The sequence below is a fragment of the Sphingomonas sp. Leaf34 genome (genome assembly GCF_001421805.1).
GTDB lineage: Bacteria > Pseudomonadota > Alphaproteobacteria > Sphingomonadales > Sphingomonadaceae > Sphingomonas.
Genome location: NZ_LMLC01000002.1, coordinates 641493 through 663056 on the forward strand (window position 1 = coordinate 641493; position 21564 = coordinate 663056).

Annotated in this window: 17 protein-coding genes; 8 read left to right on the top strand and 9 right to left on the bottom strand. The window is 64.2% G+C overall.

Going from position 1 to position 21564, the window contains the following annotated elements; all coding sequences use genetic code 11:
• Nucleotide 1: 1 nt before the first annotated feature.
• Nucleotides 2-2164 carry an alginate lyase family protein gene (locus ASF00_RS08110; RefSeq protein WP_200910501.1) on the bottom strand — a complete coding sequence of 721 codons (2163 nt, stop codon included), beginning with the start codon at nt 2162-2164 and terminating at the stop codon, nt 2-4.
• A gap of 56 nt (nt 2165-2220) precedes the next feature.
• On the bottom strand, nt 2221-4461 hold the full coding sequence (locus tag ASF00_RS08115; protein ID WP_327196352.1) for a polysaccharide lyase 6 family protein: 2241 nt from the start codon (nt 4459-4461) through the stop codon (nt 2221-2223).
• 547 nt (nt 4462-5008) lie between these two features.
• On the opposite strand from ASF00_RS08115, the gene ASF00_RS08120 reads away from it, so the two are divergent.
• Nucleotides 5009-5329 carry a hypothetical protein gene (locus ASF00_RS08120; protein ID WP_156348239.1) on the top strand — a complete coding sequence of 107 codons (321 nt, stop codon included), beginning with the start codon at nt 5009-5011 and terminating at the stop codon, nt 5327-5329.
• A gap of 490 nt (nt 5330-5819) precedes the next feature.
• Here ASF00_RS08120 and ASF00_RS08125 read toward each other — a convergent pair whose 3' ends face one another.
• The 7 genes from ASF00_RS08125 to ASF00_RS08155 all read right to left on the bottom strand — a co-directional run bounded on the left by ASF00_RS08125 (nt 5820) and on the right by ASF00_RS08155 (nt 12969).
• On the bottom strand, nt 5820-6734 hold the full coding sequence (locus tag ASF00_RS08125) for an SMP-30/gluconolactonase/LRE family protein (RefSeq protein WP_055876808.1): 915 nt from the start codon (nt 6732-6734) through the stop codon (nt 5820-5822).
• On the bottom strand, nt 6734-7711 hold the full coding sequence (locus ASF00_RS08130; RefSeq protein WP_055876813.1) for an alpha/beta hydrolase: 978 nt from the start codon (nt 7709-7711) through the stop codon (nt 6734-6736). Before ASF00_RS08130 ends, ASF00_RS08125 begins: the two co-directional genes overlap by 1 nt.
• A gap of 88 nt (nt 7712-7799) precedes the next feature.
• Nucleotides 7800-8849: a hypothetical protein gene (locus ASF00_RS08135; RefSeq protein ID WP_156348241.1), complete on the bottom strand. Its 1050-nt coding sequence runs from the start codon at nt 8847-8849 to the stop codon at nt 7800-7802.
• A gap of 60 nt (nt 8850-8909) precedes the next feature.
• Nucleotides 8910-9428 carry a hypothetical protein gene (locus tag ASF00_RS08140; protein ID WP_055876820.1) on the bottom strand — a complete coding sequence of 173 codons (519 nt, stop codon included), beginning with the start codon at nt 9426-9428 and terminating at the stop codon, nt 8910-8912.
• A gap of 45 nt (nt 9429-9473) precedes the next feature.
• Nucleotides 9474-10583, bottom strand: a complete 1110-nt coding sequence (locus tag ASF00_RS08145; RefSeq protein WP_082463302.1) for a glycoside hydrolase family 130 protein — start codon at nt 10581-10583, stop codon at nt 9474-9476.
• Complete coding sequence (locus tag ASF00_RS08150; RefSeq protein WP_055876823.1) at nt 10580-11476, bottom strand: ROK family protein; 897 nt, start codon at nt 11474-11476, stop codon at nt 10580-10582. The genes ASF00_RS08145 and ASF00_RS08150 overlap by 4 nt, the downstream gene beginning before the upstream one ends.
• Complete coding sequence (locus ASF00_RS08155) at nt 11473-12969, bottom strand: MFS transporter (protein WP_055876827.1); 1497 nt, start codon at nt 12967-12969, stop codon at nt 11473-11475. Before ASF00_RS08155 ends, ASF00_RS08150 begins: the two co-directional genes overlap by 4 nt.
• 136 nt (nt 12970-13105) lie before the next feature.
• Between ASF00_RS08155 and ASF00_RS08160 the strand changes: the two genes are divergently transcribed.
• The 7 genes from ASF00_RS08160 (at nt 13106) to ASF00_RS18395 (ending at nt 21102) form a co-directional block, all read left to right on the top strand.
• Nucleotides 13106-15394, top strand: coding sequence for a TonB-dependent receptor (locus ASF00_RS08160; RefSeq protein WP_055876830.1), 2289 nt, complete (start codon nt 13106-13108; stop codon nt 15392-15394).
• Nucleotides 15381-16373, top strand: a complete 993-nt coding sequence (locus ASF00_RS08165; protein ID WP_055876834.1) for an alpha/beta hydrolase — start codon at nt 15381-15383, stop codon at nt 16371-16373. The genes ASF00_RS08160 and ASF00_RS08165 overlap by 14 nt, the downstream gene beginning before the upstream one ends.
• On the top strand, nt 16370-17074 hold the full coding sequence (locus ASF00_RS08170; protein ID WP_082463303.1) for a TetR/AcrR family transcriptional regulator: 705 nt from the start codon (nt 16370-16372) through the stop codon (nt 17072-17074). The genes ASF00_RS08165 and ASF00_RS08170 overlap by 4 nt, the downstream gene beginning before the upstream one ends.
• Before the next feature lie 10 nt (nt 17075-17084).
• On the top strand, nt 17085-18320 hold the full coding sequence (locus ASF00_RS08175) for a glycoside hydrolase family 1 protein (RefSeq protein WP_055876835.1): 1236 nt from the start codon (nt 17085-17087) through the stop codon (nt 18318-18320).
• Complete coding sequence (locus ASF00_RS08180) at nt 18320-19573, top strand: serine hydrolase domain-containing protein (protein WP_200910503.1); 1254 nt, start codon at nt 18320-18322, stop codon at nt 19571-19573. Before ASF00_RS08175 ends, ASF00_RS08180 begins: the two co-directional genes overlap by 1 nt.
• Nucleotides 19574-19679: 106 nt before the next feature.
• Nucleotides 19680-20633, top strand: a complete 954-nt coding sequence (locus ASF00_RS08185) for a hypothetical protein (protein WP_156348242.1) — start codon at nt 19680-19682, stop codon at nt 20631-20633.
• Nucleotides 20634-20694: 61 nt separating this feature from the next.
• Nucleotides 20695-21102: a hypothetical protein gene (locus tag ASF00_RS18395; protein WP_156348243.1), complete on the top strand. Its 408-nt coding sequence runs from the start codon at nt 20695-20697 to the stop codon at nt 21100-21102.
• Nucleotides 21103-21564 lie beyond the last annotated feature (462 nt).

Here is a 21564-nt window from a genome sequence, read left to right on the forward strand (position 1 = left end):
GTTATTTCACCGCCTTGGGCGTGTCGAAGCGTGCGAACGGCCCCTTCCAGCTGACCGCCCGCCCCTCGATCGCGACGCTGTGTGCGGCCGCCGGATCGGCGTTCTCGGCGATGCCGAGCGTGACGGCGCCGCCGTTACCGAGATCGAGCACCACGACATCGCCGTCTTTGCCGCGGACATGGTGCAGGGCAACGATCCGTGACTTCGCGCCCACCGTCGTTTCGGCGGATGGATCATAGGCGCCATGCGGCTCGAGTACGCCGACGAAGTCCGTCGTGGTCGCGCCCGTCACGCGCTGGATCAGCATCGGCTCGCGACGCAGGTTGAACCGCGGATCGTTGGCGCCGCTCTCGCCGAGGATCATCGTCGCTCCCTGCGGAGGCAGCACGCGATAGGTGTAGAACCGGCCACCCTTGAGCCATGTGACATTCGCGTTGGTCGGATCTGGCGTACCGACGGCATCGACCCAGATGTGCTGATACCCGTTCGCCGTCCCAAGCACCGGCCGCGCCTTGCCGTTCGACTGCACCGGGAATCCGACGTCGGTGATATGGCCGCTATAATGCAACGGCAGGTCATAGGTGGCCGGCGTGCCGCCGGCCGCATGGAGCAGGTCGACCACCACCGGCGTCGCACCGCCGGGGATCGGCAGTTGCACCAGCGTCCGGCGGAAGACGACGCCGGGATAGGCACCGGTCATTTCCGCGATGCTGACCTTGGTCGCGCCGTCGCCGGAGAAATAGATCTGCTTCGGCGCCAGCGTCTGGCCGACCTTCCACTTGCCGCCGAAATGACTGGCTTGGTCGACCACCAAGGTGTTGTGCGCGACGGTCTGCTTTGCCCAGCTCTCGTTTTCCTTGAGGTATCGCCCGCCGTCCTTGCTCTCGACGTTCAGGAAGCGCGCGGCGCCGTAATCGGTCACGACCGCGTTGCCATTTTCGTAGAACAGCCAGTTCAGCTTGTCGAAATGGCCATGCCCGAGGCCCATCGCGGTGTTTTTCGCGACCACCACTTCGTCTCGGTCGCCGGGTCCGGCACGCATGACCGCGATGCCGCCCTGCTTGCCGTCGGGTCCGTCGCTGAATAGCTGCGAGGTATAGACGAACGGCCGGGCCTTGCCTGCCGCCAGATCCTGCGACACGAGCAGTCCGTCGGGGGTCAGCACGGTCTGCCCCTGCCACTGCGCGATCGACAGGAACGTCGGGTCCCTGGTCACGCCATACCCGATCGCCACCGCCTGATAGAGCTCGTCGGTTTTCAGGCTCTTGTCCGGCATCGCGTCGTTCAGCGGAAAGAAATAGCCGTCATAGGTCAATTGGATCGATGTACGGATCGCCTTCACCAGCACGCCGTCGCGGTGCGCGAAGATGCGCTGGCCAGGATCGTTGGTCTCGATCGCCTTGGCGAACAGCACGAACGGCAGCATCGCATAGCGCTGGTAATAGGGCCCTTCGGTGTAATAGCCGGCGGGCGAGAACAGCTGGTCGACCTGCGCGATGAAGCCCGATTTGCCGCTGAGGTCCGATCCCTTCAGCGCCTTGTCGACCAGCGCCCGGTCGCGCAGCACGTACCCGGTCATACCGACCGCCGCGACCGCCCAGGTGGCGTGGTTGTGGATCAGGTTGAAGATCTTCGGCTGGCCCTCCGAGAGGAACGTCGCCATGCGCCGGAACACATTATCGTCGATCGTCTTGCGGTCCGCTGCCGACAGCGTGTCGCGGATCGCATCATAGCCCTGCACCGCATAGACCAGCCAGACGCTGTCATTGAGGCTTTGCCAGAACAGCCGCCCCGCCGCCTCGTTCGCGGCCGCCGGATGCGCCCCGAGCGTTGGATATAGCCGGGCATATTCGAGCAGCATGCGCCGCGCGTAATCGGCGTAGATGCGGTCCCCGGTGATCCGGTACAGGATCCCAGCCCCATAGAGCGCGATGTAGTTGCGCTTGTGCTGCTCGTGGGTCGCCCCGCCGCCGGGGTCCTTGGGCACCGGAACGTTGATCCCCGCCTTGATCGCGGCATCGACCGTGCGGCGAACCCGGCGCAGCTCTTCGCCGAACAGCGGAGACTTGGCGCCCGATCCGGTCATGGTCGCCATCGCGGCAGGCTTGAATAGTACGGGCGCAGCGACCGGATCGGGGGCGACCACCGACTGTGCAGAGGCCATCGATGCGACGATGGCGAGGCCGGCGGCCATACTGGGGAAAAGGCGCGATACGCGCATTACTGGGATCCTCTCACGGTGTTTTCGGCGATCAGGGCTCGTGGCGGCCCCTTGTGGAAAAGTTCGCGGACGACGGGCGTCGCGGTGTCGACGAAGACGTTGTCGGCGATCCGGGTCAGCGGCGACCCGACGCTATGCGCCGCGACGATTCCACCGCTGCGCGCGAACCGGTTGTCGCTGATGTCCGTCTCCTGCACGCCCGACAGCAGGATCGATCCCGCCGGCTTGCCGCTGTTCGTGATGGTCGACCCCGTCAGCCGAAAATGGGGACCATAGGTGCTCTCGTCGGCACCCCCGCGGAACACGTCTGCGATCGTCCCGACGCGCGTGAACCGGGAGTTGTCGATCAGCACATGCTCGGCGCTGTAAAGGCCCTTGGCGCCGTGCTCGGCATGGGCCGCGATCACGGCGCCGGATACGTCCGCGAAGTCGCTGCCGCGGATAGCGATCCGGTCGGCTAGCGACGCCTCGGCAGTCGCGACGACATCGAAACCAAGTGTCTGCGCCATGCCGGAAAAGCCGCTGTCGTCGATCTCGATCGCATAATTGGACAGCATCGGCGCGGCACGGATGACCGCATTGCCAGACAAGTTCGGGGTCGCGGCACCGGAGACGGCAAGATGGTCGAGCCGCAACCTGCCTCCGTCGCGGACGACGAACAGCGCTGCCGGCGTGTAGCTGATCACCGCCGTGCGGCCGACCGGCCCGGCAAGCGTCAACGTCCGATCCACCACCAGCGGCGCGGTGAGCCGATAGCGTCCGGGCGACAGCGCGATCGTGTCACCGGTCTCGGCCGTCGCCACCGCCTTGGCCAGCTCGACGGCGTTACGCACCACGGGCCGCACGTGCCCGCTCCCGAACGCGACCACCATGCTCGCCGGCTTTGGGTACCAAGCCACGCCCACATCAGACTTCACGATGGGTTTCAGCCCGCGCGACGCACCAAGTTCGGCAAAGGTCTTGTCGGTCGGATACAGCAGGCCATTGGCGGCACGCGCGAGGTTTACCGCCCTACCATCGATCGGAAGCGCCAGCGAACCCGTCGTCGTGCGGACATTCCCCTCGAACCGAATACCGGCGATGGACGCCTCCGCGCGAAAAGGATCGGCCCCGCCGGTATTGACGATGAGGTTGTCAGTGAACCGCGTCGCCATCGGCGCCACAGATCGCTCGTCGCTCGCGCCTGCGCCAAACGTGATCCGCGAACCATCGATGACGCTGTTGCGCTCGATCAGCGCGTCGCTGACGGGTACGTAGCGGTTGATCGGCGAGTTCGGTACGCCGTTCATCACCGTGACCGCGCTGGTGAACTCGGTTCCGGCGAGCCCCTCCATGTAATTACCCCGGACAATCTGGCCGCGATTAATCACGCGTACGCCGCCGGTATGTTCGATGCCGCCGCCAAGAAAGACGTTGTCCTCGACCAGATTGCCGTCGCCGTGGCGCAAGACCACCGAACCCTGCGACTGGAGGAACACGTTACGCCGGACGATGTTGCCACCCGACTTTACCGAGACGATCTCGACCTCCCCGTCGCAGCGCTCGAAGACATTGTCTTCGACGATGGTATGCGAGGCGCTTGCCGATTCCGTGCTCGTACCGATGCGGATCGTCTCGCCGCCGTTCGATCCCAGCACGGGTCGCGGTCCGAAATAGTTATGGTCGATCCGGTGACGATTATCGAGCGGCCGCGCAGCATCGCGTACCACGACCATCATCGCCCCGCCGTTCTCCTTGCCCTCGAAGTGCGCGTGATCAACGCGGTTATCGCGGCCGTATAGTGCAACCCAATGGTCCTCCTTGCGGCGATCGGGCTGATTGAACCGATCGACGACGACATCGGTCAGCCGGGAATGTTCCGCCCATTCCTTGGAGCCGTTGCGGAAAGCGATCACCTCACCGTTCGGTGCATAGCCATCTCGGAATACCAAGCCCGACACGACCATATGATGGCCGGCGATCTTAAGGCTCGAGCGGCCTGTGATAACAACTTTGCCAGGATGTTCGGCGCGCAATGTGATGGGATGTCCTGCAGTCCCCCGTCCCGCCATCACGATGGCGATATCGGACCAAGTACCATTCGCCATGAGTATCGTGTCGCCGGGCTTCGCATTGCGAATAGCGGCAGCGAGGGACCCTGCGGCGTTGGCCGTTACGATCTTGGCGTTAACGCTGATCGGGGCCGCCGCGGCAGTCACGATCGCCAACAGCACCCCACAACCTCTCATTCCCGCTCCCATCGTAATTGCCTGACGGCTAATTGATCATGAGCATACCTATTTACAAACCAGAATCAAACCCCTGTCTATACCAGTTAGCTTATCGGGTTTGCGACGTTTGCACTGAATGCTGCCAATTGGGGCTTTGAGGACCGAAGCGGACAGAAGGTAGATCGTCCGTCGCGGCCGGACGATCACCGTTCGATGCCGTCGCTGTGAACGCACCAAGGCTTGAGTAAGCCATCAAAGCGAGCGGAGGGCCATACGTGCATCAGCCGATGTCAACGTCGTGTTAGATGGTGAAGGAAGCATCCCTAACACTTTGAGGGGTGCCAAAGCACGGCATCTGCTTCCAGACCCAAAAGCAGACGCTCAGAGCATCGGGACAGCTCCCCAACTCCGGCCGCTTGTTCATGTCCAATCCCAGAGTGAAGTTAGGACGGCAAGCCCCTCCCTTTGACCGCTAAGCTTTCTCAAAAAAGATCGAATTTCGGGAATTAACCGCCACGTCGTATTGTGGTGTCGAACGAGGATATCGGACCGAGTTGTGCAGTCTTACCCAATAGGCATGATCTTACCGGTGCCAGGCTTGGGGCGTCTGGTTCTGTTCGATGCGTATCTGGCGAGAGATGTCATTCACCGGGAGATCTGGGGACGAGAGGTGTTCCTGTTCGACGCCAGCAACTGGCCTGTGTGGCAGATTGCGCCGGAACAGGGCGCGACGGACGACATGCACCTGAATTTCGATGCGACCCGCCCCGCGACCGACACCTTCTCCGCCATCAGCAATATCGACGGAAGGTTCTATGCGAGCCGGATCGGCGGTGATACCTTCGTGATCGATATGACGACCGGCGCCGCCTCGTATAGCGGCGGGGCACGGACATAGTCCGTGCGTAGCGGTCAGATGGCGGGATTGACCCATTTCCGGTCGCTCAGGTGCCTCTCTCCGCTTCCCATCTTCAGACGCTCGCTCATGATCGCCCGACTAGCATCCTTGGCTGATATCGCGGATTCAGGGGCAAGACTTTGACTGGTTTAGCAGCGCCGGCCGACGATCACGGGTAGGCAGCCTTGAGCGGCAGCTTCAAAGCAATTAGCTATTTAGCGGCAAGCTCACCGGCGCCGCATGCGCTCAAATTCCACGACCAGGAACGCAATCGACCAGCCTAGCACTGAGAACAGCCCGCGGTTGATGCCTCCGATCGCCGCAACTTGTTGCCACGGTAGCCACCGCAGATTTGGAAATAGCCGAGCTCTGCGTGGGTGACGGCTGAGAAATACCATGCATCTAGGACAACAACTGGAGGTTCCTTTTCAGCTTGGGTAGTTTTGATGCTGCATGCCATCGGCCGATTTTGAGACTGGAGCGGGCGCCGCTAGAACGCCAGCCTCAAACCCGGCCGCGCCCAATTGGCACTCGCCAGCCTGCCGGTCGCCGATAGCGTGACGAACGCGGTACGGTGGTTGATGCCGCCCCAACAGATATTGGTCGTGTAGGGATCATCCGTCGCGACGGTTTCGACCAGCCCGCCACGCGGCGAGATCACGGTGATGCCGCCCGTCCCAAGGGTCGCGACGCAGATGTTGCCGCTCTCTTCGACGCCGAGGGAATCGAAGAATGCATAGCCGCCGGGAGCATACAGGAAACGCCCCCCGCTGCCGCCTGACGGACCACCGCCAGCAACCTGCCCAGGACCGATGATATCGAACGCCCAGAGACTGCGGGTAAAGGTCTCGGAGACGTACAGGGTGCCTCCATCTGGCGACAGGCCGATGCCATTCGGGTTCTCGAGTGGGAAAATGACTTCTCGACACTCTCTGCCGTCGGCCGTTGCGTAGAACACGCCGGTAACGTCGCGCTCGCGCGTTCGGGTCTTGCCGTGATCTGTGAACCAGAAGCCGCCATGCGCATCGAAAACGATGTCGTTCGGAGCCCGCAGCGGGGCATTGACGGCTTCGCTGTAGAGCGTTTCGACATAGCCCGTGGCAATGTCGATTCGTTCGATCCGGCCGCCGCCATAGTCGTCGACCTGTCCATGAGGGATCAGGTACCCGAACGCCTCGCGCCATGCGAAACCGCCGTTGTTGCAGCAATACAGCTTACCGTCGGGCCCCACGGCCAGTCCGTTCGGCCCCCCGCCGGGTTCGGCGACCACGGTCTTGTTGCCGTCTGAACCGACGCGGGTGACCCGGCCGGCCGCTATTTCGACCAGGATGACGCTGCCATCGGGCATCGCGACCGGCCCTTCTGGAAACCTCAGCCCTTCGGCGATTGTGACCAAATTCTGCATCACCGCTTACCGCCATGATCCGCGTTCGCCGCCGAGAAGCGATGCGCGGCGAGCCAGGATTCAAGCCACTGCGGCCATTGCGCCGATGGCGTGCCCGCGACGCCCATGCCGACGCCGTGCCGACCGGACGGCAGGCGGTGCAGTTCGACCGGGATGCGCGCTCTCTCGCACGCATCGCGGAGAATGAGCGCGTTGTGCGGGTCGGAGATCGGATCGTCCTCGGCCTGGACAAGGAATATCGGCGGACAGGCGGCACGCACATGTGTCTCGACCGACCAGTCAGCGCTCACCGCCGCACCGGGATGCGCGCCGATCAGCACGCGCCGCGTCGATGTATGGTCATAGGGTGGCTTCAGCGTCACCACCGGATAGATCAGTGCCGCGACATTGGGCCGGGCGGATTGCCGGTCTATGACGTCCATCGGAGCATATGACGGGAAGTTCGACCGCGTCGCGGCCAGCCCCAGCAGATGACCGCCGGCCGAGAAGCCCAGGACGCCGACGCGTTCCGGATCGATACCTAGCGAACCTGACCGCGAACGGATCAGGCGGAGCGCACGCTGCGCGTCCTGCAACGGCGCCAACGGGCCATCCGCCCACCCCTCGCCGGGGAGGCGATAGCACAAAATGAACGCGGTGATGCCATAAGCCGCCAGCCACGATGCCGCGGGAATAGCCTCCTTCCCCTCCTCGATCCGCTTGTATCCGCCGCCCCCGGCGATCAGTATTGCCGCTCCGGTCGGACGATGCGGCCGGACGACGGTGATCGTCGGGACCGCGATGTTGCTGACGGCGCCGCGCCCGTCGATCGCGACCGGGCCGGCGGGGCCACCACCGCCCGGCGGCGTCGACCAGAGCGGCCAAACGTCCTGCGGCGGCGCGGCGCGCAACAGGGCGGGCATGAGCCCCGCTCCCGCGACCATTGCCAACGCGGTCCGTCGATCGACATTCCAGGGAGCGTCGGGTTTGATCGGCATCGAAGTACCTCGCATTTGAGATTGGTGCTTGTCGGGGTCTTCGAAAGAACCTTCACGGCTATGCCGCGTAGGCACGCGGACCGGTCCCTTACGGTTGCGCCGCGGGGCCGCCGGGAAATGACGGACGCGCCCGTACCGCCATCGTACCGCGATCGGCATCGTAGAGGATATCGTAGGCTAGATACGGGGTCACACCCATGCGTAGCTGCGCGGCCTGCTCGCCCGGCTTGTCGATCGCCGAGTATTTCGTCATCTGGCGGCGGTCGTTCAGGCGAAGCGTCATGCCGGGTGAGCGGGCGTCCGGCGCGCCGAACACGAACCGCGCAGGTGCGCCAGCTATCGCTTGCGGGAACATGCCCGCGTTAAAGACGCCGATCCCAGGTGCGCCAGTATCCAGTGTCGCGTTCCCGCAAGCACGCGCGGGCCTTGGCGTCGGCCGGTACAGGCATGCCAGCACCTGACCGGGGTTTTGCCCTGACGGCACCTGGCGGAAGCCGGCTTCGTCACGCGCGTTCGGGTTCAGCATCAGCGTGCCAGGTCGCCCCGATCCGGGTTGCGGCAGGCTGACGATCCAGCGGTGAATGCCGAGCTGGACGAACGGATTGCGTGGGATCGCGTCAAGATTGGGCTTGATGCCGATGATCCCGAGAAAGCCTTCGCCGGGAAGACCGTCGCCCATCACCCGGTATCGCCCGATACCCAGCCTGGCCGCACATGCGTTGCCTCCCTTTGCGCAATGGACACCGAGCACCTGTTGAACGCCGATGACGGCGGACCGGTTGCCGACCCCGATCTGGCCACGGGCAATCGGGCCATCGAGCACGACGCCGCTGCCGAACGGTTCGTGATTGGCCTTGCCGGTCGACTGCAACCCAGCCTGTGCGTCTGGCAGAAGACGCAACCCTGCCGATCCGGTATCAAGTCCGACTAGCACGGGTTGGCCACCGACCGAGATCGGTATCGCGTACCGGGTGGTGCCGTTGCTGAGTTGAAGCTGGCGGATCGGCACCTCCGCGCGTCCAGAAGCCGGTCCGGAGCGAAAGTCTCCATCGACGCGCTGCGCGATCAGCGGCGGCGACGCAGCCATGGTCATCACCACTGCGCTGACAACGCCTGACGCGGTCCTTCGATAGGTCATGGGTGTCGTTCCTTGTATCACGTCTCGCTGGGCAACGATTGCGGTGTGCGCCGCGCCCGCCTATTGCTCGCCGGACGCCTTCTTCAGGCTTGCAAGCGCCGCGGAAGACCCTGCGAGCACACGCGTTACCAGCCTGCCGTCCGAAGATGCGGGCTTCGCAGCATACGCCTCGGCATAGCTGCCCGAGGTCGCCATGCTGAACCCCAGGTCGACGAGTTTGCCCTGCGCATATCGGCGAGCGAGCATTCGACGCGAGACGGCCGTCCCCAGTACCTTGGGATTGGGATCGAGCCAGACGGTCCCGTGGGAGTCCGCTTTGCCGATGTGGCAATCTATCGGCTGCGCGGTCTGCTCACCGTTGTTCATGCGTGCGACGCAGGTGCCATGATCCGCGCAGAACGAGAGCCCGGTCGCATCGCGCCGAACGAAGTCCGCCGTCACGATCTGACCGGTCCTCAACCGGTTCCCGCTATCGTCGGCGACGGGGCGCAGGATCCTGACCTTGCACTCGGGCGTCTCCCTCGCGATCGCCGCAGTGGAGAGGAAAGGCAGGACGACGAGCAGGCCAAACAATTTCACGGGGTTTCTCCGTATTGTGACTATCAAACACATAAATAGCGGCGCTCAGGCCGGTAGCGGTGGTCCCTGCGACACGCCGAGCCGCGAGTCCGCGAGGCCGACGAACAGCCACCAGCGGCCGGCGAACGCCACGAGCCCCTGCGCGAAACACACATTGCCGACCTGCCCCGCGGCTTCCGCCGGGTCGATGCGCAGGAAAGGCTCCGGCAAGCGCCCGATCACCGCGCTCGGATCGCGCGCGTCGAGCAGCATCTGTCCGGGCTGGTAGGCGAACGGCGGCGCGTCGGCGACGCCGCCGTCGAAATGGTTGGTGCCGTTGTAGATCAGCACAATGCCGTCATGGGTCAGGACCGCGGGGGGCCCCGGTTCGGTCAACAGCGAGTCGAACCGGTGACCACGCGGCCCGGCGATCGCGCGCAGGCCGCGCGGCCCCTCAATCCGATCGATCGTCCAATGTCCCATCAGGCCGCTCGCACTCGGATCCCAGGTTAGATAGCGATCGGGCGCGGTTTCCGATTCCAGCGGCGTCCAGCGGATCAGGTCGGTGGAGGTGGCGGCAAAGACCATGCCTTCCCCCCAATACATCCAGTAGCGACCGTCGATCCGAGCCGCGACGAGCCGCCCATCGACTAGCGCGGTCACGATCGCACCCGCTTTCGTCGGTCGGCGGACATAGGGCGAGCCGGCAAAGGCTGGGCCGTGCTTGGTCCAAGTCCGCAGGTCAGGCGAGGTGGCGACGAACAGGCATCCGACCTTGCCGTCGAACGCGGTGTAGGTGCAAACGAAGCCGCCATCAGGTGACGCGACGACACGCGGGTCCTCCACGCCGCCGGGCCATTCCCATGCCTGCCAGCGGTCGTCGGCGGGAAACAGCACAGGCTCCGGATCGATATCGAAATGGACCCCGTCGATGCTGGTCGCGAGACCGATGCGCGAAGTACCGGCGTAGCGGCCGACGCGATCCTCGCCACGAACCAGCAGGCAGATCTTCCCCTCATGCACAACTGCACCGGGGTTGAAGATGTCCTTTTCGGCCCAGGCAATACGTCGCCCGGCCAGGGGGCAGTCGAACGCGATGTCGGCACGCTGCTCCAGAATGCGGCGCGGCGGCGCGAACGGTCCGATGCTCCAATCAGGCTGCTTGGGGATCGTCATGCGAAATCCTTCAGACGCGCAGGGACCAAGCCCCGCGCAATCAATAGAGCGCCGTCGAGACCGGCATCTTCCAGCATGGCCGGACGGATGAAGTCGGCAGCGGTGGCGGCTGGTCCGATGCCGTAGCCGCGAACCGCTTCGGCAAAGGCGGAGCGGATGGCCGCCAGCATCGACGGTGCACGGCCAATCCCGCCACCGATCACGATCCGGTGCGGCGACCAGGCGAGCACGATCGCGACGAGCAACTGGGCGATATAGCCTGCGGTCAGATCACGCACGTCCTCGCGGGCGATCAGCGTCTCGCCCGTGCCCAAACGCTGCGCTACTGCTGGACCGGCAGCGAGCCCCTCGGCGCAATCGTCGTGGAACGGGCAAGTCGACGGCATGATATCGCCGCGCCGCCGGACGATCCTCAGATGACCGATCTCTGGATGCAGGGCACCACGCAGCGTACCCGTTGCGGTGGCAAGCCCTGCGCCGATCCCCGTCCCGATCGTCACATAGGCGACGCTGGTACAGCCCTGCCCTGCCGCGAGTTCACGCTCGGCCGTGGCGGCAGCGTTGACGTCCGTATCGACTGCCACCAGTATGTTCAGCGTCTCGGCGAGTTCGGCGCGCAGGTTGCTGCCGGTCCACCCAGGCTTCGCGGTGGCCAGCATTTTGCCATATTCGGGGTGAGCAGCGTCAATCAGGATCGGCCCGAACGCCGAGATACCGACTGCGACTAGCGGATCATCGCTGACGTCGAGCGAGCGAGCGAACGCCACAAGGCCAGTCAGTGCGGCTTCGGGCGTGGTGGTCGGCCAGCGACCACTCGCCATTACCATGCCACCGGCCGCCACGATGCGCGCGACGATCTTGGTCCCGCCGGTCTCGATCGCGAGCCAGCTCATGCTGTTACCGTCACGCGTCGTGCGTCGAGATCGCGGAGGATGCCCGCATGCCGTGTGGCGTCCAGCCGGTAGAAGAAACACGTCGATGCGGCCGCGAGCGCGAGCAGCCCTGCGCCCGGACCGTTGATGATGCCTATCCACATCACCGTATCGGGCGCCAGATGCACCGCGCCACTGCCGGCACTCCTGAACCCGATCGCCTGTAACGCGATCCCCGACACCAGCGAACCGATCCCGGCGGCGGCCTTGGTCGCGAACGCCCAGCCGGCGAAGTACAAGCCTTCGCGACGCGCGCCGAACAGATGTTCGTGCTCGTCAGCGGCGTCCGCCATCATCGAAGCGAACGCAATCCCTGCCGCCGCCATCAGCACGCCGCCGATCAAGACCGAACCCGAGAGGACGAGGACGAGCGTCTCGCCCTCGAACGGGAACAGCCCGATCAGGCGCAGCGCGGTCGGCAGCGACGTCGAGAGCGCGAGGCCGATCATGCCGATCAGCAGTACCGTACGCTTCTCAATGCGCGCCAGCATCGGCGCGGCGAGTGGCGCACCCAGCAAAAGCCCGCCGAACAGCGACAACGTCACCATCTGCATCTGGCCCGCCGTCATCCCCCAGAAATAGGTGTTGGCGTGGATGCCGAGTGTGCTGTGGATCGCCAGCGAGGTGAACAGTAACAGTGCACCGACGAACAGCGTGCGGAACGACTGGTTGCGAAAGATCTCGCCGACCTCGGCGGCCAGCCGGTGGTGGATGCGTCCCGTATCGACCAGCGGGGGATGCTGGCGATGCTGCATCGACGACAGCGCGCGCATGCCGATCACGGCGCCTATGGCCGCCACCAGGGCCATGCTGAGCGCCAGCGGCAGATAGCCGGACCGGCGCGCCAATCCCCCCGCCCCGCTGAGGAACACGCCGAAGCCGAGCACGATGGCGACCAGCGCGCCGAGCATTGCAAAGCCCCAGCGCCACATCGCGATCGACGACCGCTCCGCATAGTCGTCGCTTAGCTCGGCGCCGACCGCGTTATAGGGCAGCAAAAACAGCGAGATCGAAATCCGCAATCCGATCGACAATGCCGTCAGCCACGCGAACAGCGCAAGCTGGCTCCAGCCCACAGGCAGGGCGAAGATCAGGACGAGGAACAGCGCAGTACCCGGCAGGCCGATCATCATGAACGGCAACCGCCGGCCGAACCGCGACCGCCAACCGTCCGAAAGCGAGCCGATCAGCGGATCGACCACCGCATCCACGACCAGGCCGGCAGCCAGAGCCACACCCGCCAGCGCCGCCGACAGGCCCGCCACGGTCGTCACATAAAAGAACAGGAAGATGCCGACGCCTTGGCTGGCGATGCCGTCGAGCAACGCGCCCGCCGCATAACCGAGCTTCGGCGCCATCGTCAGCGGCGTCATGCCACGGCCTGCGGTGGCAACTGCACCGCGACCGCTGTCCGCCGCCTGGACGGCGTGGTCGTTGCACAACGACTCGTCCATCAACCTCTCCATTTTTATCGTTGGCGGCGATGTAGCACTTCTCAATACGATCACAACAAAAAGAATGGACGTTTTGTTTATGACCATGTAGAGAACCGTATATCGGCGGCATTCGATCGTCGAACGGAGGGGAAGCATGGACGCTAGGATTTTCGCTGCCTTGTGCAGCACCGCCTGTCTCACGGCATGGACGCCGGGCCTCGCGCAGACCGTTGCGCCGAACTCGACCGCGGTCGCCGCGCCAGCGGAGGAACAGGCCGAGGCCGGTGACATCGTCGTGACCGCGAACAAGCGCGAAGAGCGGCTAAAGGACGTTCCGATCAGCGTCAGCGTCGTTTCCGGCGACCAGCTCACCCGCCAGAACGTCAACGAGGTCGCCGATCTGACGCGCAGTGCGCCTGCGCTCAATACCGCCGGCCCGTTCGGCGCGCTGAGCATCCGCGGGATCGGCAGCGTCTCGTTCTCGCGCTCGTCGGAAGGGAGCGTCGGCGTAGTCGTCGACAATGTCGCGCTGGCCGGCACCTCGACCAATCCACCATTGCTGTTCGACGTCGCCCGTGTCGAAGTGCTCGAAGGGCCGCAGGGTACGCTGTTCGGGCGGAACTCGTCGGCGGGCGTGCTCAACATCGTCACCAACGCGCCCGACCCGACGCGGCTGGAAGTGATCGCGCATACCGACATCGGCACGCGCGACACCTATGTCGGTCGCGGGGTCGTCAATTTGCCGATCGCCGGGAATGCGGCGTTGCGCGTCGCCGGGTCGTTCGCCCAGGCGCCCCGCAACCAGTATAACCGCTTCGACGACAGCTGGCAGCGGCAACGCAACTACGCCGGCCGCGCGCGCTTCCTGTGGGAACCGACGTCCGACATCACGATCAACCTGATCGGCGATTACAGCAATGCCGACCGCCGTGGCGGAGCGCCCTGGTCGGTGTTCGCCTCGACGCCGGGCAGCCGGTTGACGCAGCGTCTTACTGCGTGCGGGATCGCCCTCGGAACCGAGAACCAGCAGGGTTGCATCAATGGCGGCAACCGGGGCTGGACCGAAAGCTACGGCGTATCGAACCAGATCGACATGCGGATCGGCGCGCATACGCTGACCTGGATCAGCGCCTATCGTGCGGTCGAGGGCGAGGTGCCGGCCTATGACGTCGACAGCGTGCCGGTGTACCGGCTGAACCAGACCGGGCCGTCCGACACGCATAATTTCAGTCAGGAATTCCGCCTGACGTCGCCATCCGGCGGCACGCTCGAATATGTCGCCGGGCTATATTACTTCGACAGCGAATTCGACGGCTCGGTCCAGCAGCTCGGGCCGGTCGCCACCGACGTGGGCGTCCCCTTCCCGCTCGGCCAGCGGCTGACGACGCACGCGCAGACCACCAGCGTCGCCGCTTTCGGGCAGGCGACGGTGCGGTTGGCGCCGGCGCTGCGCCTGATCCTCGGCGGCCGGTACGGCAACGAGAGCGTCGCCGCGCGCACCGGCGCGACCCTCGCCACCGGCGCGTTCGCACCAATCGGCAGCCTCTCACCGGTTCGCGGCAAGGCCGACGACGATTATTTCTCGTACCGCGTCGGCGCGCAGTTCGACGTGACCCGCGACGTCATGGTCTACGGCACGTATACGCGGGGCTATAAGGGGCCATCGCTCAACGACCAGGCGTCCGGACCAACCATCCCGGTGCTCGTCCGCCCGGAGATTCCGAAGTCCGGCGAGGTCGGGATTAAGGCCTCGGCATTCGGCGGGCGGATGACCGCGAGCCTTGCCGGCTTCTATACCAAGGTCGACGATTTCCAGGCGCAGTTCTTCGACCCGGTCGCTGCCGCCTTCATCTTCGGCAACGCACCGTCGCTGACGACCAAGGGCGTGTCATTCAACCTGTTCGGGCGACCGACTCGTGGCCTCTCGTTCAATCTCGGCGCGGTCTATAACGATGCGCGTTACGGCGACGGCTATCTGGTCGCGTGTGCGCAGCAACAGACCGCGGCGCAGGGCTGCGTGCCGCAGGTCATTGGCGGCGTTGCGCGCGGCGCTGTCGACGATGCCGGTGGCAACCGGCTGGTCGGCACGCCGAAATGGAAGGTCACGGCCAGCGGCGAATACGCCGCCGACCTGTCGTCCACCACGCAGGCCTATGCGCAAGCGGACATGGTTTACACCTCGCGCATTAACTGGGATGCGGCGTTCAACCCGATCCTGCAGAACGCTCCGGTCGCGCTGTTCGGCGGTCGCCTGGGCATGCGGTTCGCCAGCCAGCGCTTCGGCGTCGCGGTGTTCGGGCGCAACCTGTTCGACGTCTATCGCCCGGCGGTCCGGTTCGCGACACCGACCGCCGCGTTGCAGCTCGATCCGCGATCCTATTCGCAGATCAGCGGTACGGATTCGCGCCGCGTCATCGGACTAAGCCTCGATGCCAAGTTCTGAGCCATCCGGTCCCGGTGTTAGCCGCGAGGCTGACGATCCACGCCTGTTCGTCGCCGCATCGGTGTCGCCCGAAGCTGGCGCGATCCTGCGGATGATCGGTGCGATGATCGCCGCAATGCCGCCGCAGCCGATCCCTGTATCGCAGGAGGAGTTCGATGCGGCGGCCTCGCAAGCGGCGGCTTGGGCGGAGACGATGATCGCTGCACCACTCGCGAAACTGTCGCCGACGCTGTCGGCTTGGGACGCAGGCGGCGTCCCGGTGCTGTCGATCACGCCGCAGGACGCGAAGGTGGGTGCGACCTCCCTCGTCTACATCCACGGCGGCGGGTTCGCCACCGGCTCTGCGCAGTCCTCGCGACTGACCGCGACGCTGGCAGCAGCGAGCACCGGACGCGTCGTGCATTCGATCGACTATACCCTGTCCCCCCGCGCCGATCATCGCGCGATCCTGGACGAAATCGTAGCGGCCTGGACCGCGATCATCGACTGGGAAGGCCATGTGCCCGGTCTGTTCGGTGACAGCGCTGGCGGATGCATCGCAGCGGCTGCGACACTGCTCCTGCGTGACCGTGGCGAGACGGTCCCGGCGGCACTCGCATTGCTCTCCCCGGTCGTCGATCTCGCAAGCGAGGGCGACACGAACCAGACCCTGGCGTCGGTCGACTATCTCGATCGAAACCGGTTGGAGATGGGCGTGCGTGGCTATGCCGCGCCCGCCGATTGGAGGTCACCGCTGGCCTCGCCGATCCACGGCGACGTCACCGACTTCCCGCCGACGCTGATTCAGGTCGGCACGCGCGAACTGCTGCTGAGCGACAGCGTCCGGCTGCACCGCGCGTTGCGGGCCGCCGGGCGATCGTCGCGCCTCGAAGTGTTCGAGGGCATGCCGCATGTCTTCCAGCCGCTCCTGGCCGACACTCCCGAGGGCGTTGCGGCCTGGGCCGACATGGCGGCCTTCTGGCAGGAGCATCTGGCATGAGCCACGGCATGCTGGTGCCGCCGCGCCGCCCCGTTAGGGTGCGTCGCATGACCGATCCGAACCCTAAGTCTCCGTCTCCGCGCCCGTCTCAGCAGCGCCGTCCGCAGGCCGAACGCAGCGCCGACACGCGCGCCAAGCTGATCCAGGCGGCGATCGTCTGCCTGCACCGCGTCGGCTACAGCGCGACGACGATCACCACCGTCGCCGAGGAAGCCGGCGTCAGCCGCGGTGCGATGACGCACCAGTTTCCCGCCAAGACCGATCTCATGCTCGCTGTCGTCGAGGCCGTCTTCGAAGAGGATGGTGCACTATACGACCGCACCACCACGACGATGGACCCGGTCACCTGGCTGCGGGTGCTGCCGGACACGATGTGGGAGGTGATGAGCCGTCCCGCGGGCATCGCGGTGATGGAGATCATGCTCGCCTCGCGTTCAGATCCGAGTCTGGGCGAACCATTGCGCGCATTGCAGAGCCGCATCGACCAACAGGCCCACCGCTGGAGCAACGAGCGCATTCGCGCCGCCGGCCTGGAGCCGCATCCCGAGGCCGAGGCCGTCCACGAGCTCTATGTCGCCGCAGTTCGCGGGCTCGCGCTCGAGGCCACGTTCATGAACAACACCGACGGCGTGCACCGCTCTCTCAAGGCGCTCTCCGACACGATGCTGCGGCTCTATCCCCCGCTCGATCCCAAACCGTAAAGGATTACCGTTGCCCGACAGTCCGCGCCGCCCGATACCCCCAGGCTTTCTCTGGGGATCTGCCATCTCGGCGCACCAGACCGAAGGCAACAACGTCAATTCGGACGCCTGGCTGTGCGAGACGGTCAGTCCCACATCCTATGCCGAACCCTCCGGCGACGCCTGCGACAGCTGGGATCGCTACGAGCTGGATTTCGACATTGCCGCCGGCCTCGGCTTCAACTGCCACCGGATCGGCATCGAATGGTCGCGGATCGAACCCGAGCCCGGCCGCTTCTCGCAGGCGGCGCTCGATCATTACCGGCGCGCGTTGGAGGCGCTGCATGCGCGCGGTCTCGCACCGATTGTTACGTTCAATCACTTCACCGTACCGCGCTGGTTCGCAGCACGCGGCGGGTTCGAGGTGGCGGACGGCGCCGACCTGTTCGCGCGCTATGTCGAGCGGACGACCGGCGCGCTCGGCGACCTGATCGCCTATGCCATCCCGTTTAACGAGGCGAACATCCAGCGGCTGCTGGTGCTGCTGCGCGGTGGCACGGTGATCGGCCCGACTGCAGACGCCATGCTGGCGGAATGCGCGCGCTTGTCGGGCTCGGACCGTTTTTCGTCGTTGCTGTTCGCGCCGCTCGCCGCCTGTGAGCCGGTCATGCTCGATGCGCAGGCGAAGGCGGCGGCCGCGATGAAGGCGGGGCCGGGCAATTTTCCGGTCGGCGTCACGCTGACGATGCAGGACGTCCAGGGCGTCGGCGAAGGCCATCTGGCCGATGCCGTGACCGAAATGCTGTACGGCCCGTGGATCGCGGCGGCGAAGGCGGCCGATTTCGTCGGCGTGCAGACCTATACGCGGATACGGGTCGGCGCTCAGGGACAGATCCCCCCTACCCCCGATGCCGAACTGACCGCGGCTGGGTATGAATTTTATCCGCAGGCACTCGGTAACACGATCCGTTTCGCACACGCGCGGATCCGTCGCCCAATCCTGGTGACAGAGAGCGGTATCGCCACGCACGACGATACGCGTCGTATCGCGTTCATCGACGCTGCGATCGCCGAAGTGCGGCAATGCCTCGACGACGGCATTCCGGTCGCCAGCTATATCTGTTGGTCCCTGCTCGACAATTTCGAATGGACCCGCGGCTATGGCGAGCGCTTCGGACTCGTCCATGTCGACTACGACACGTTCGCCCGCACGCCGAAACCCAGCGCGCATCATCTCGCCGCGATCGTGCGATCCGGGACGATCTGATGGCGGCGGTAGAGATGCCGGTGGTCACGCCCGAAACGGTCGGCCTGTCGAGCGCCGGCCTGGCCGCGATGGATGAGGCGATCCAGGCGCATATTGATCGTGGGACGATCGCCGGTGCGGTCATGATCGTCGCGCGCCACGGCCAGGTCTGTCACGAAGTGGCGCTGGGGAAGCGCGACATCGCCAGCGACGCGCCCGCCGCGATCGACGACCTGTTCCGTATCTTCTCGATGACCAAGCCCGTAACCGCCGCCGCGATGCTCGTGCTGTGGGACGAGGGCCGCTGGACGCTCGACGATCCGATCGCGCAGCACCTGCCGGAGTTTGCGGACCTCCAGGTTTTCACCGGGCTGAACCCCGATGGCAGCATGCGCGTCGAACCACCACATCGCGCACCGACCTTGCGCGATCTTTTCACGCATACCGCCGGGTTCAGCTATGGCACCCGGCTATCCAATCCCGGCGATCCGGTCGACGCTGCCTACCAGGCTGCAGGTGTATGGGACACGGACACGCTGGCCGAGATGATGGCGCGGCTGGCACGGGTTCCGCTAGCGTATCAGCCCGGTACGTCGTGGCGGTACAGTCTCGGCATGGACGTGCAGGGCGCGATGATCGAACGCCTCACTGGCCAAGCCTTCGGCGCGTTTCTCTGCGAGCGCGTATTCGAACCGCTCGGCTTGCGGGATACGGGGTTTCAGACACCGCCAAGCGAGCAACACCGGCTTGCGACGCTTTATCTCAAAGCGCCGGACTCGCCGCTGGCCTGGATCCCGAACCCGATGTTTACCGACGCCACGAGCGAGCCAACGCGATCGCTCGGTGGCGCCGGCCTTGTTTCCACCGCCCGAGATTACGCCCGGTTCGCGGCTATGCTGCTCGGCCGTGGACAGTTGGCGGGTGTCAGGATCGTGTCCGAACGCGCGGTCGCCCTGATGACGCGCAATCACCTGCCGGACACCCTGATCGAGCACGGTTTCGTAATGGGTCACCAGCGCATTGGCCCCGGCCGTGGCTTCGCCCTGAACGGCAGCGTCGTCACCGATCCTGCGCTTGCCGACGTGCCCGTCGGCATCGGCACCTATCAGTGGGACGGGGCGGCAGGAACATGGTTCTGGATCGACCCCGCCAACGACCTGCTCGTCGTCGGTATGACCCAGACTCTGTCCTATACCGCTCCGCCGTTACAGGCGGAAACGCAAGCATTGATACGCGCAGCGCTCGCTGGCCGAGATGTTAAAGACAATGCTTAGGGAGATCTTCTCGTAACTCGAAGATCAAAACATCTCTGAAATGACAAAATTACTCTAACCTGTCAGATACCCCGTGATTCGACAGCAATAAGACAGGATACGTTTTATGCGTTTGCCCATGCTCTGCGCCATTTTTGCTATGCTTCTTCCGCAAGTTGCGTCCGCGACGACCTATCAACCTACGGGTCCGATCGAACGCCGATATGCCGCGGATGGCCCGTGGGCAACGGCGACCATGGTTACTCGCCCGTGCGACCGCGAAGGCAATGTCTGCGATATTTGGTATCCCAGCGATCTCGGCTCAAACCCGCTGAAGCAGGAAACGACTGGTTTTCACCATCCAGCCATAGTATTTGCAGACGGCACGTCGGACGGGATCACTGCAGACTACGCCGCTTTCTTCCTTCGCCATCTTGCGAGTTGGGGGTTCATCGTCATCCGTTCGCGCGACGGCGCGACCGGACAGGGAGACACAGTACTCGATACGGCTAGTTTCCTGCTTGATTTAGCCAAGAATACCGGCAGCATTTTCTACGAAAAGGTCGACGCCGATAACGTCGGTCTCGTCGGTCATTCGCAGGGAGCCGCGACGACGACGCTTCTGTTCTCGCGCAATACGCCGATCTTCAAAACGTACGTACCGATCGAGACGCCAATCCGGCCGTTCTGCGTGATCGCCAAATGCACGATCGATCTGGGTGCGTTGGCGAAGGTAACCCACGGTTCGATTCTCTACATTGGTGGCGATTTGGATGCCGCATCCAGCTTGCCGACGAACCTCGGATATTACGCGCCGACATCGAGTAAGATCGATAAGGTAATGGGCATGATTGCCGGCGGAAGCCATGGCGAGATTCAGGGTAATCCAGGCTGCGAAAGCGTTGGCATACCGCTATACTGCAACATCGGCGCCTATCCGCTGCTCGGCTATCCCACCGCCTGGTTCATGTGGAAATTGCAGAATGCCGCAGACGGACCGGCGGCTTTCTCGGAAAACGGTGAACTTTCCCATGCGGCACCCAACTGGCTTGGCGTACTCAGTAACGTCCGAAACCGATGAGCTACGAGCAGTGACTACATCCTCTCGTCTACTGCCGTTGGGCCTTTTGGTGGCATGCTGCGTGACCGCGCTAACTTTGGCGGCGATGTTTGCCAGGCAAAACCATGCTGATCATCAGACGGATGACAAGCTGCGGATCGTAAGCGTGAAAGCACCGGTGGGCCATTCATCACCTGGTAGTTCGTCCAACCGTTATAATAACACCCCAACGGACGAGTCCGATTGGGAGGCAGCTGAACGGAATTCAGTCTTGCGCGCGCTCGCCGTGCCTACTTCAGCGCATATTCGTATCGAAATTGGTTCCGATCCGAAACGGCAATCGCTATGCGGAGAGATGCGGCCGACACAGGACCGACCTTTTCGCCGCTTTATCTACATCAGGACCGCCAAACTTGCGGCATTAGACGATGGCAGTTCAGATTTTGCGGTCACCTATGATCAATTGTGCCATTTATACGCTTTAATTTAGTCCGATGACAGCTGCGCTACACGAACCATTTATTCATAGCCTACCTAGCTCGCACAGCTTCGTTCTCGCAAAGAATTTGCCAAGATGGGCCTCAAATCCCTTTAGACATCATGACCCATAAGTCGCCATTCCCGGAGCCTTTTCGTGTTCCCAACTTCCGACATTCATTCATCGGTCCGCTATCAACCTTCAGCGCCGCGGGAACGGCGAAAATTGGGACTTAGCCGCCGTTCCAGAGAAGTACTTTGAATGGCGGGTTTCGGACGGACCGGCCATTCGGGGCACTTCGGGGATCGGCCCAGCAGCGAGCGATCCTGACCGATAGCGAACTGTTGGGTTTGGTGAGGCCGTGCAAAAACTGCGGTCGTTGCTCACCTGACGGAAAACCATGCCTTCGAGGTTGTCGCATACATTCTCAATGCGACAGGGGTTGTCGGACAGTCGCGCCAATATGGAGATAGT

Excerpts from the sequence above, each read along its gene's own strand:
- ASF00_RS08110 (WP_200910501.1), bottom strand. The coding sequence starts at position 2,164 with ATGGCCTCTGCACAGTCGGTGGTCGCCCCCGATCCGGTCGCTGCGCCC.
- ASF00_RS08115 (WP_327196352.1), bottom strand. The coding sequence starts at position 4,461 with ATGGGAGCGGGAATGAGAGGTTGTGGGGTGCTGTTGGCGATCGTGACT.
- ASF00_RS08120 (WP_156348239.1), top strand. The coding sequence starts at position 5,009 with ATGATCTTACCGGTGCCAGGCTTGGGGCGTCTGGTTCTGTTCGATGCG.
- ASF00_RS08125 (WP_055876808.1), bottom strand. The coding sequence starts at position 6,734 with ATGCAGAATTTGGTCACAATCGCCGAAGGGCTGAGGTTTCCAGAAGGG.
- ASF00_RS08130 (WP_055876813.1), bottom strand. The coding sequence starts at position 7,711 with ATGCCGATCAAACCCGACGCTCCCTGGAATGTCGATCGACGGACCGCG.
- ASF00_RS08135 (WP_156348241.1), bottom strand. The coding sequence starts at position 8,849 with ATGACCTATCGAAGGACCGCGTCAGGCGTTGTCAGCGCAGTGGTGATG.
- ASF00_RS08145 (WP_082463302.1), bottom strand. The coding sequence starts at position 10,583 with ATGACGATCCCCAAGCAGCCTGATTGGAGCATCGGACCGTTCGCGCCG.
- ASF00_RS08150 (WP_055876823.1), bottom strand. The coding sequence starts at position 11,476 with ATGAGCTGGCTCGCGATCGAGACCGGCGGGACCAAGATCGTCGCGCGC.
- ASF00_RS08155 (WP_055876827.1), bottom strand. The coding sequence starts at position 12,969 with ATGGACGAGTCGTTGTGCAACGACCACGCCGTCCAGGCGGCGGACAGC.
- ASF00_RS08160 (WP_055876830.1), top strand. The coding sequence starts at position 13,106 with ATGGACGCTAGGATTTTCGCTGCCTTGTGCAGCACCGCCTGTCTCACG.
- ASF00_RS08165 (WP_055876834.1), top strand. The coding sequence starts at position 15,381 with ATGCCAAGTTCTGAGCCATCCGGTCCCGGTGTTAGCCGCGAGGCTGAC.
- ASF00_RS08170 (WP_082463303.1), top strand. The coding sequence starts at position 16,370 with ATGAGCCACGGCATGCTGGTGCCGCCGCGCCGCCCCGTTAGGGTGCGT.
- ASF00_RS08180 (WP_200910503.1), top strand. The coding sequence starts at position 18,320 with ATGGCGGCGGTAGAGATGCCGGTGGTCACGCCCGAAACGGTCGGCCTG.
- ASF00_RS08185 (WP_156348242.1), top strand. The coding sequence starts at position 19,680 with ATGCGTTTGCCCATGCTCTGCGCCATTTTTGCTATGCTTCTTCCGCAA.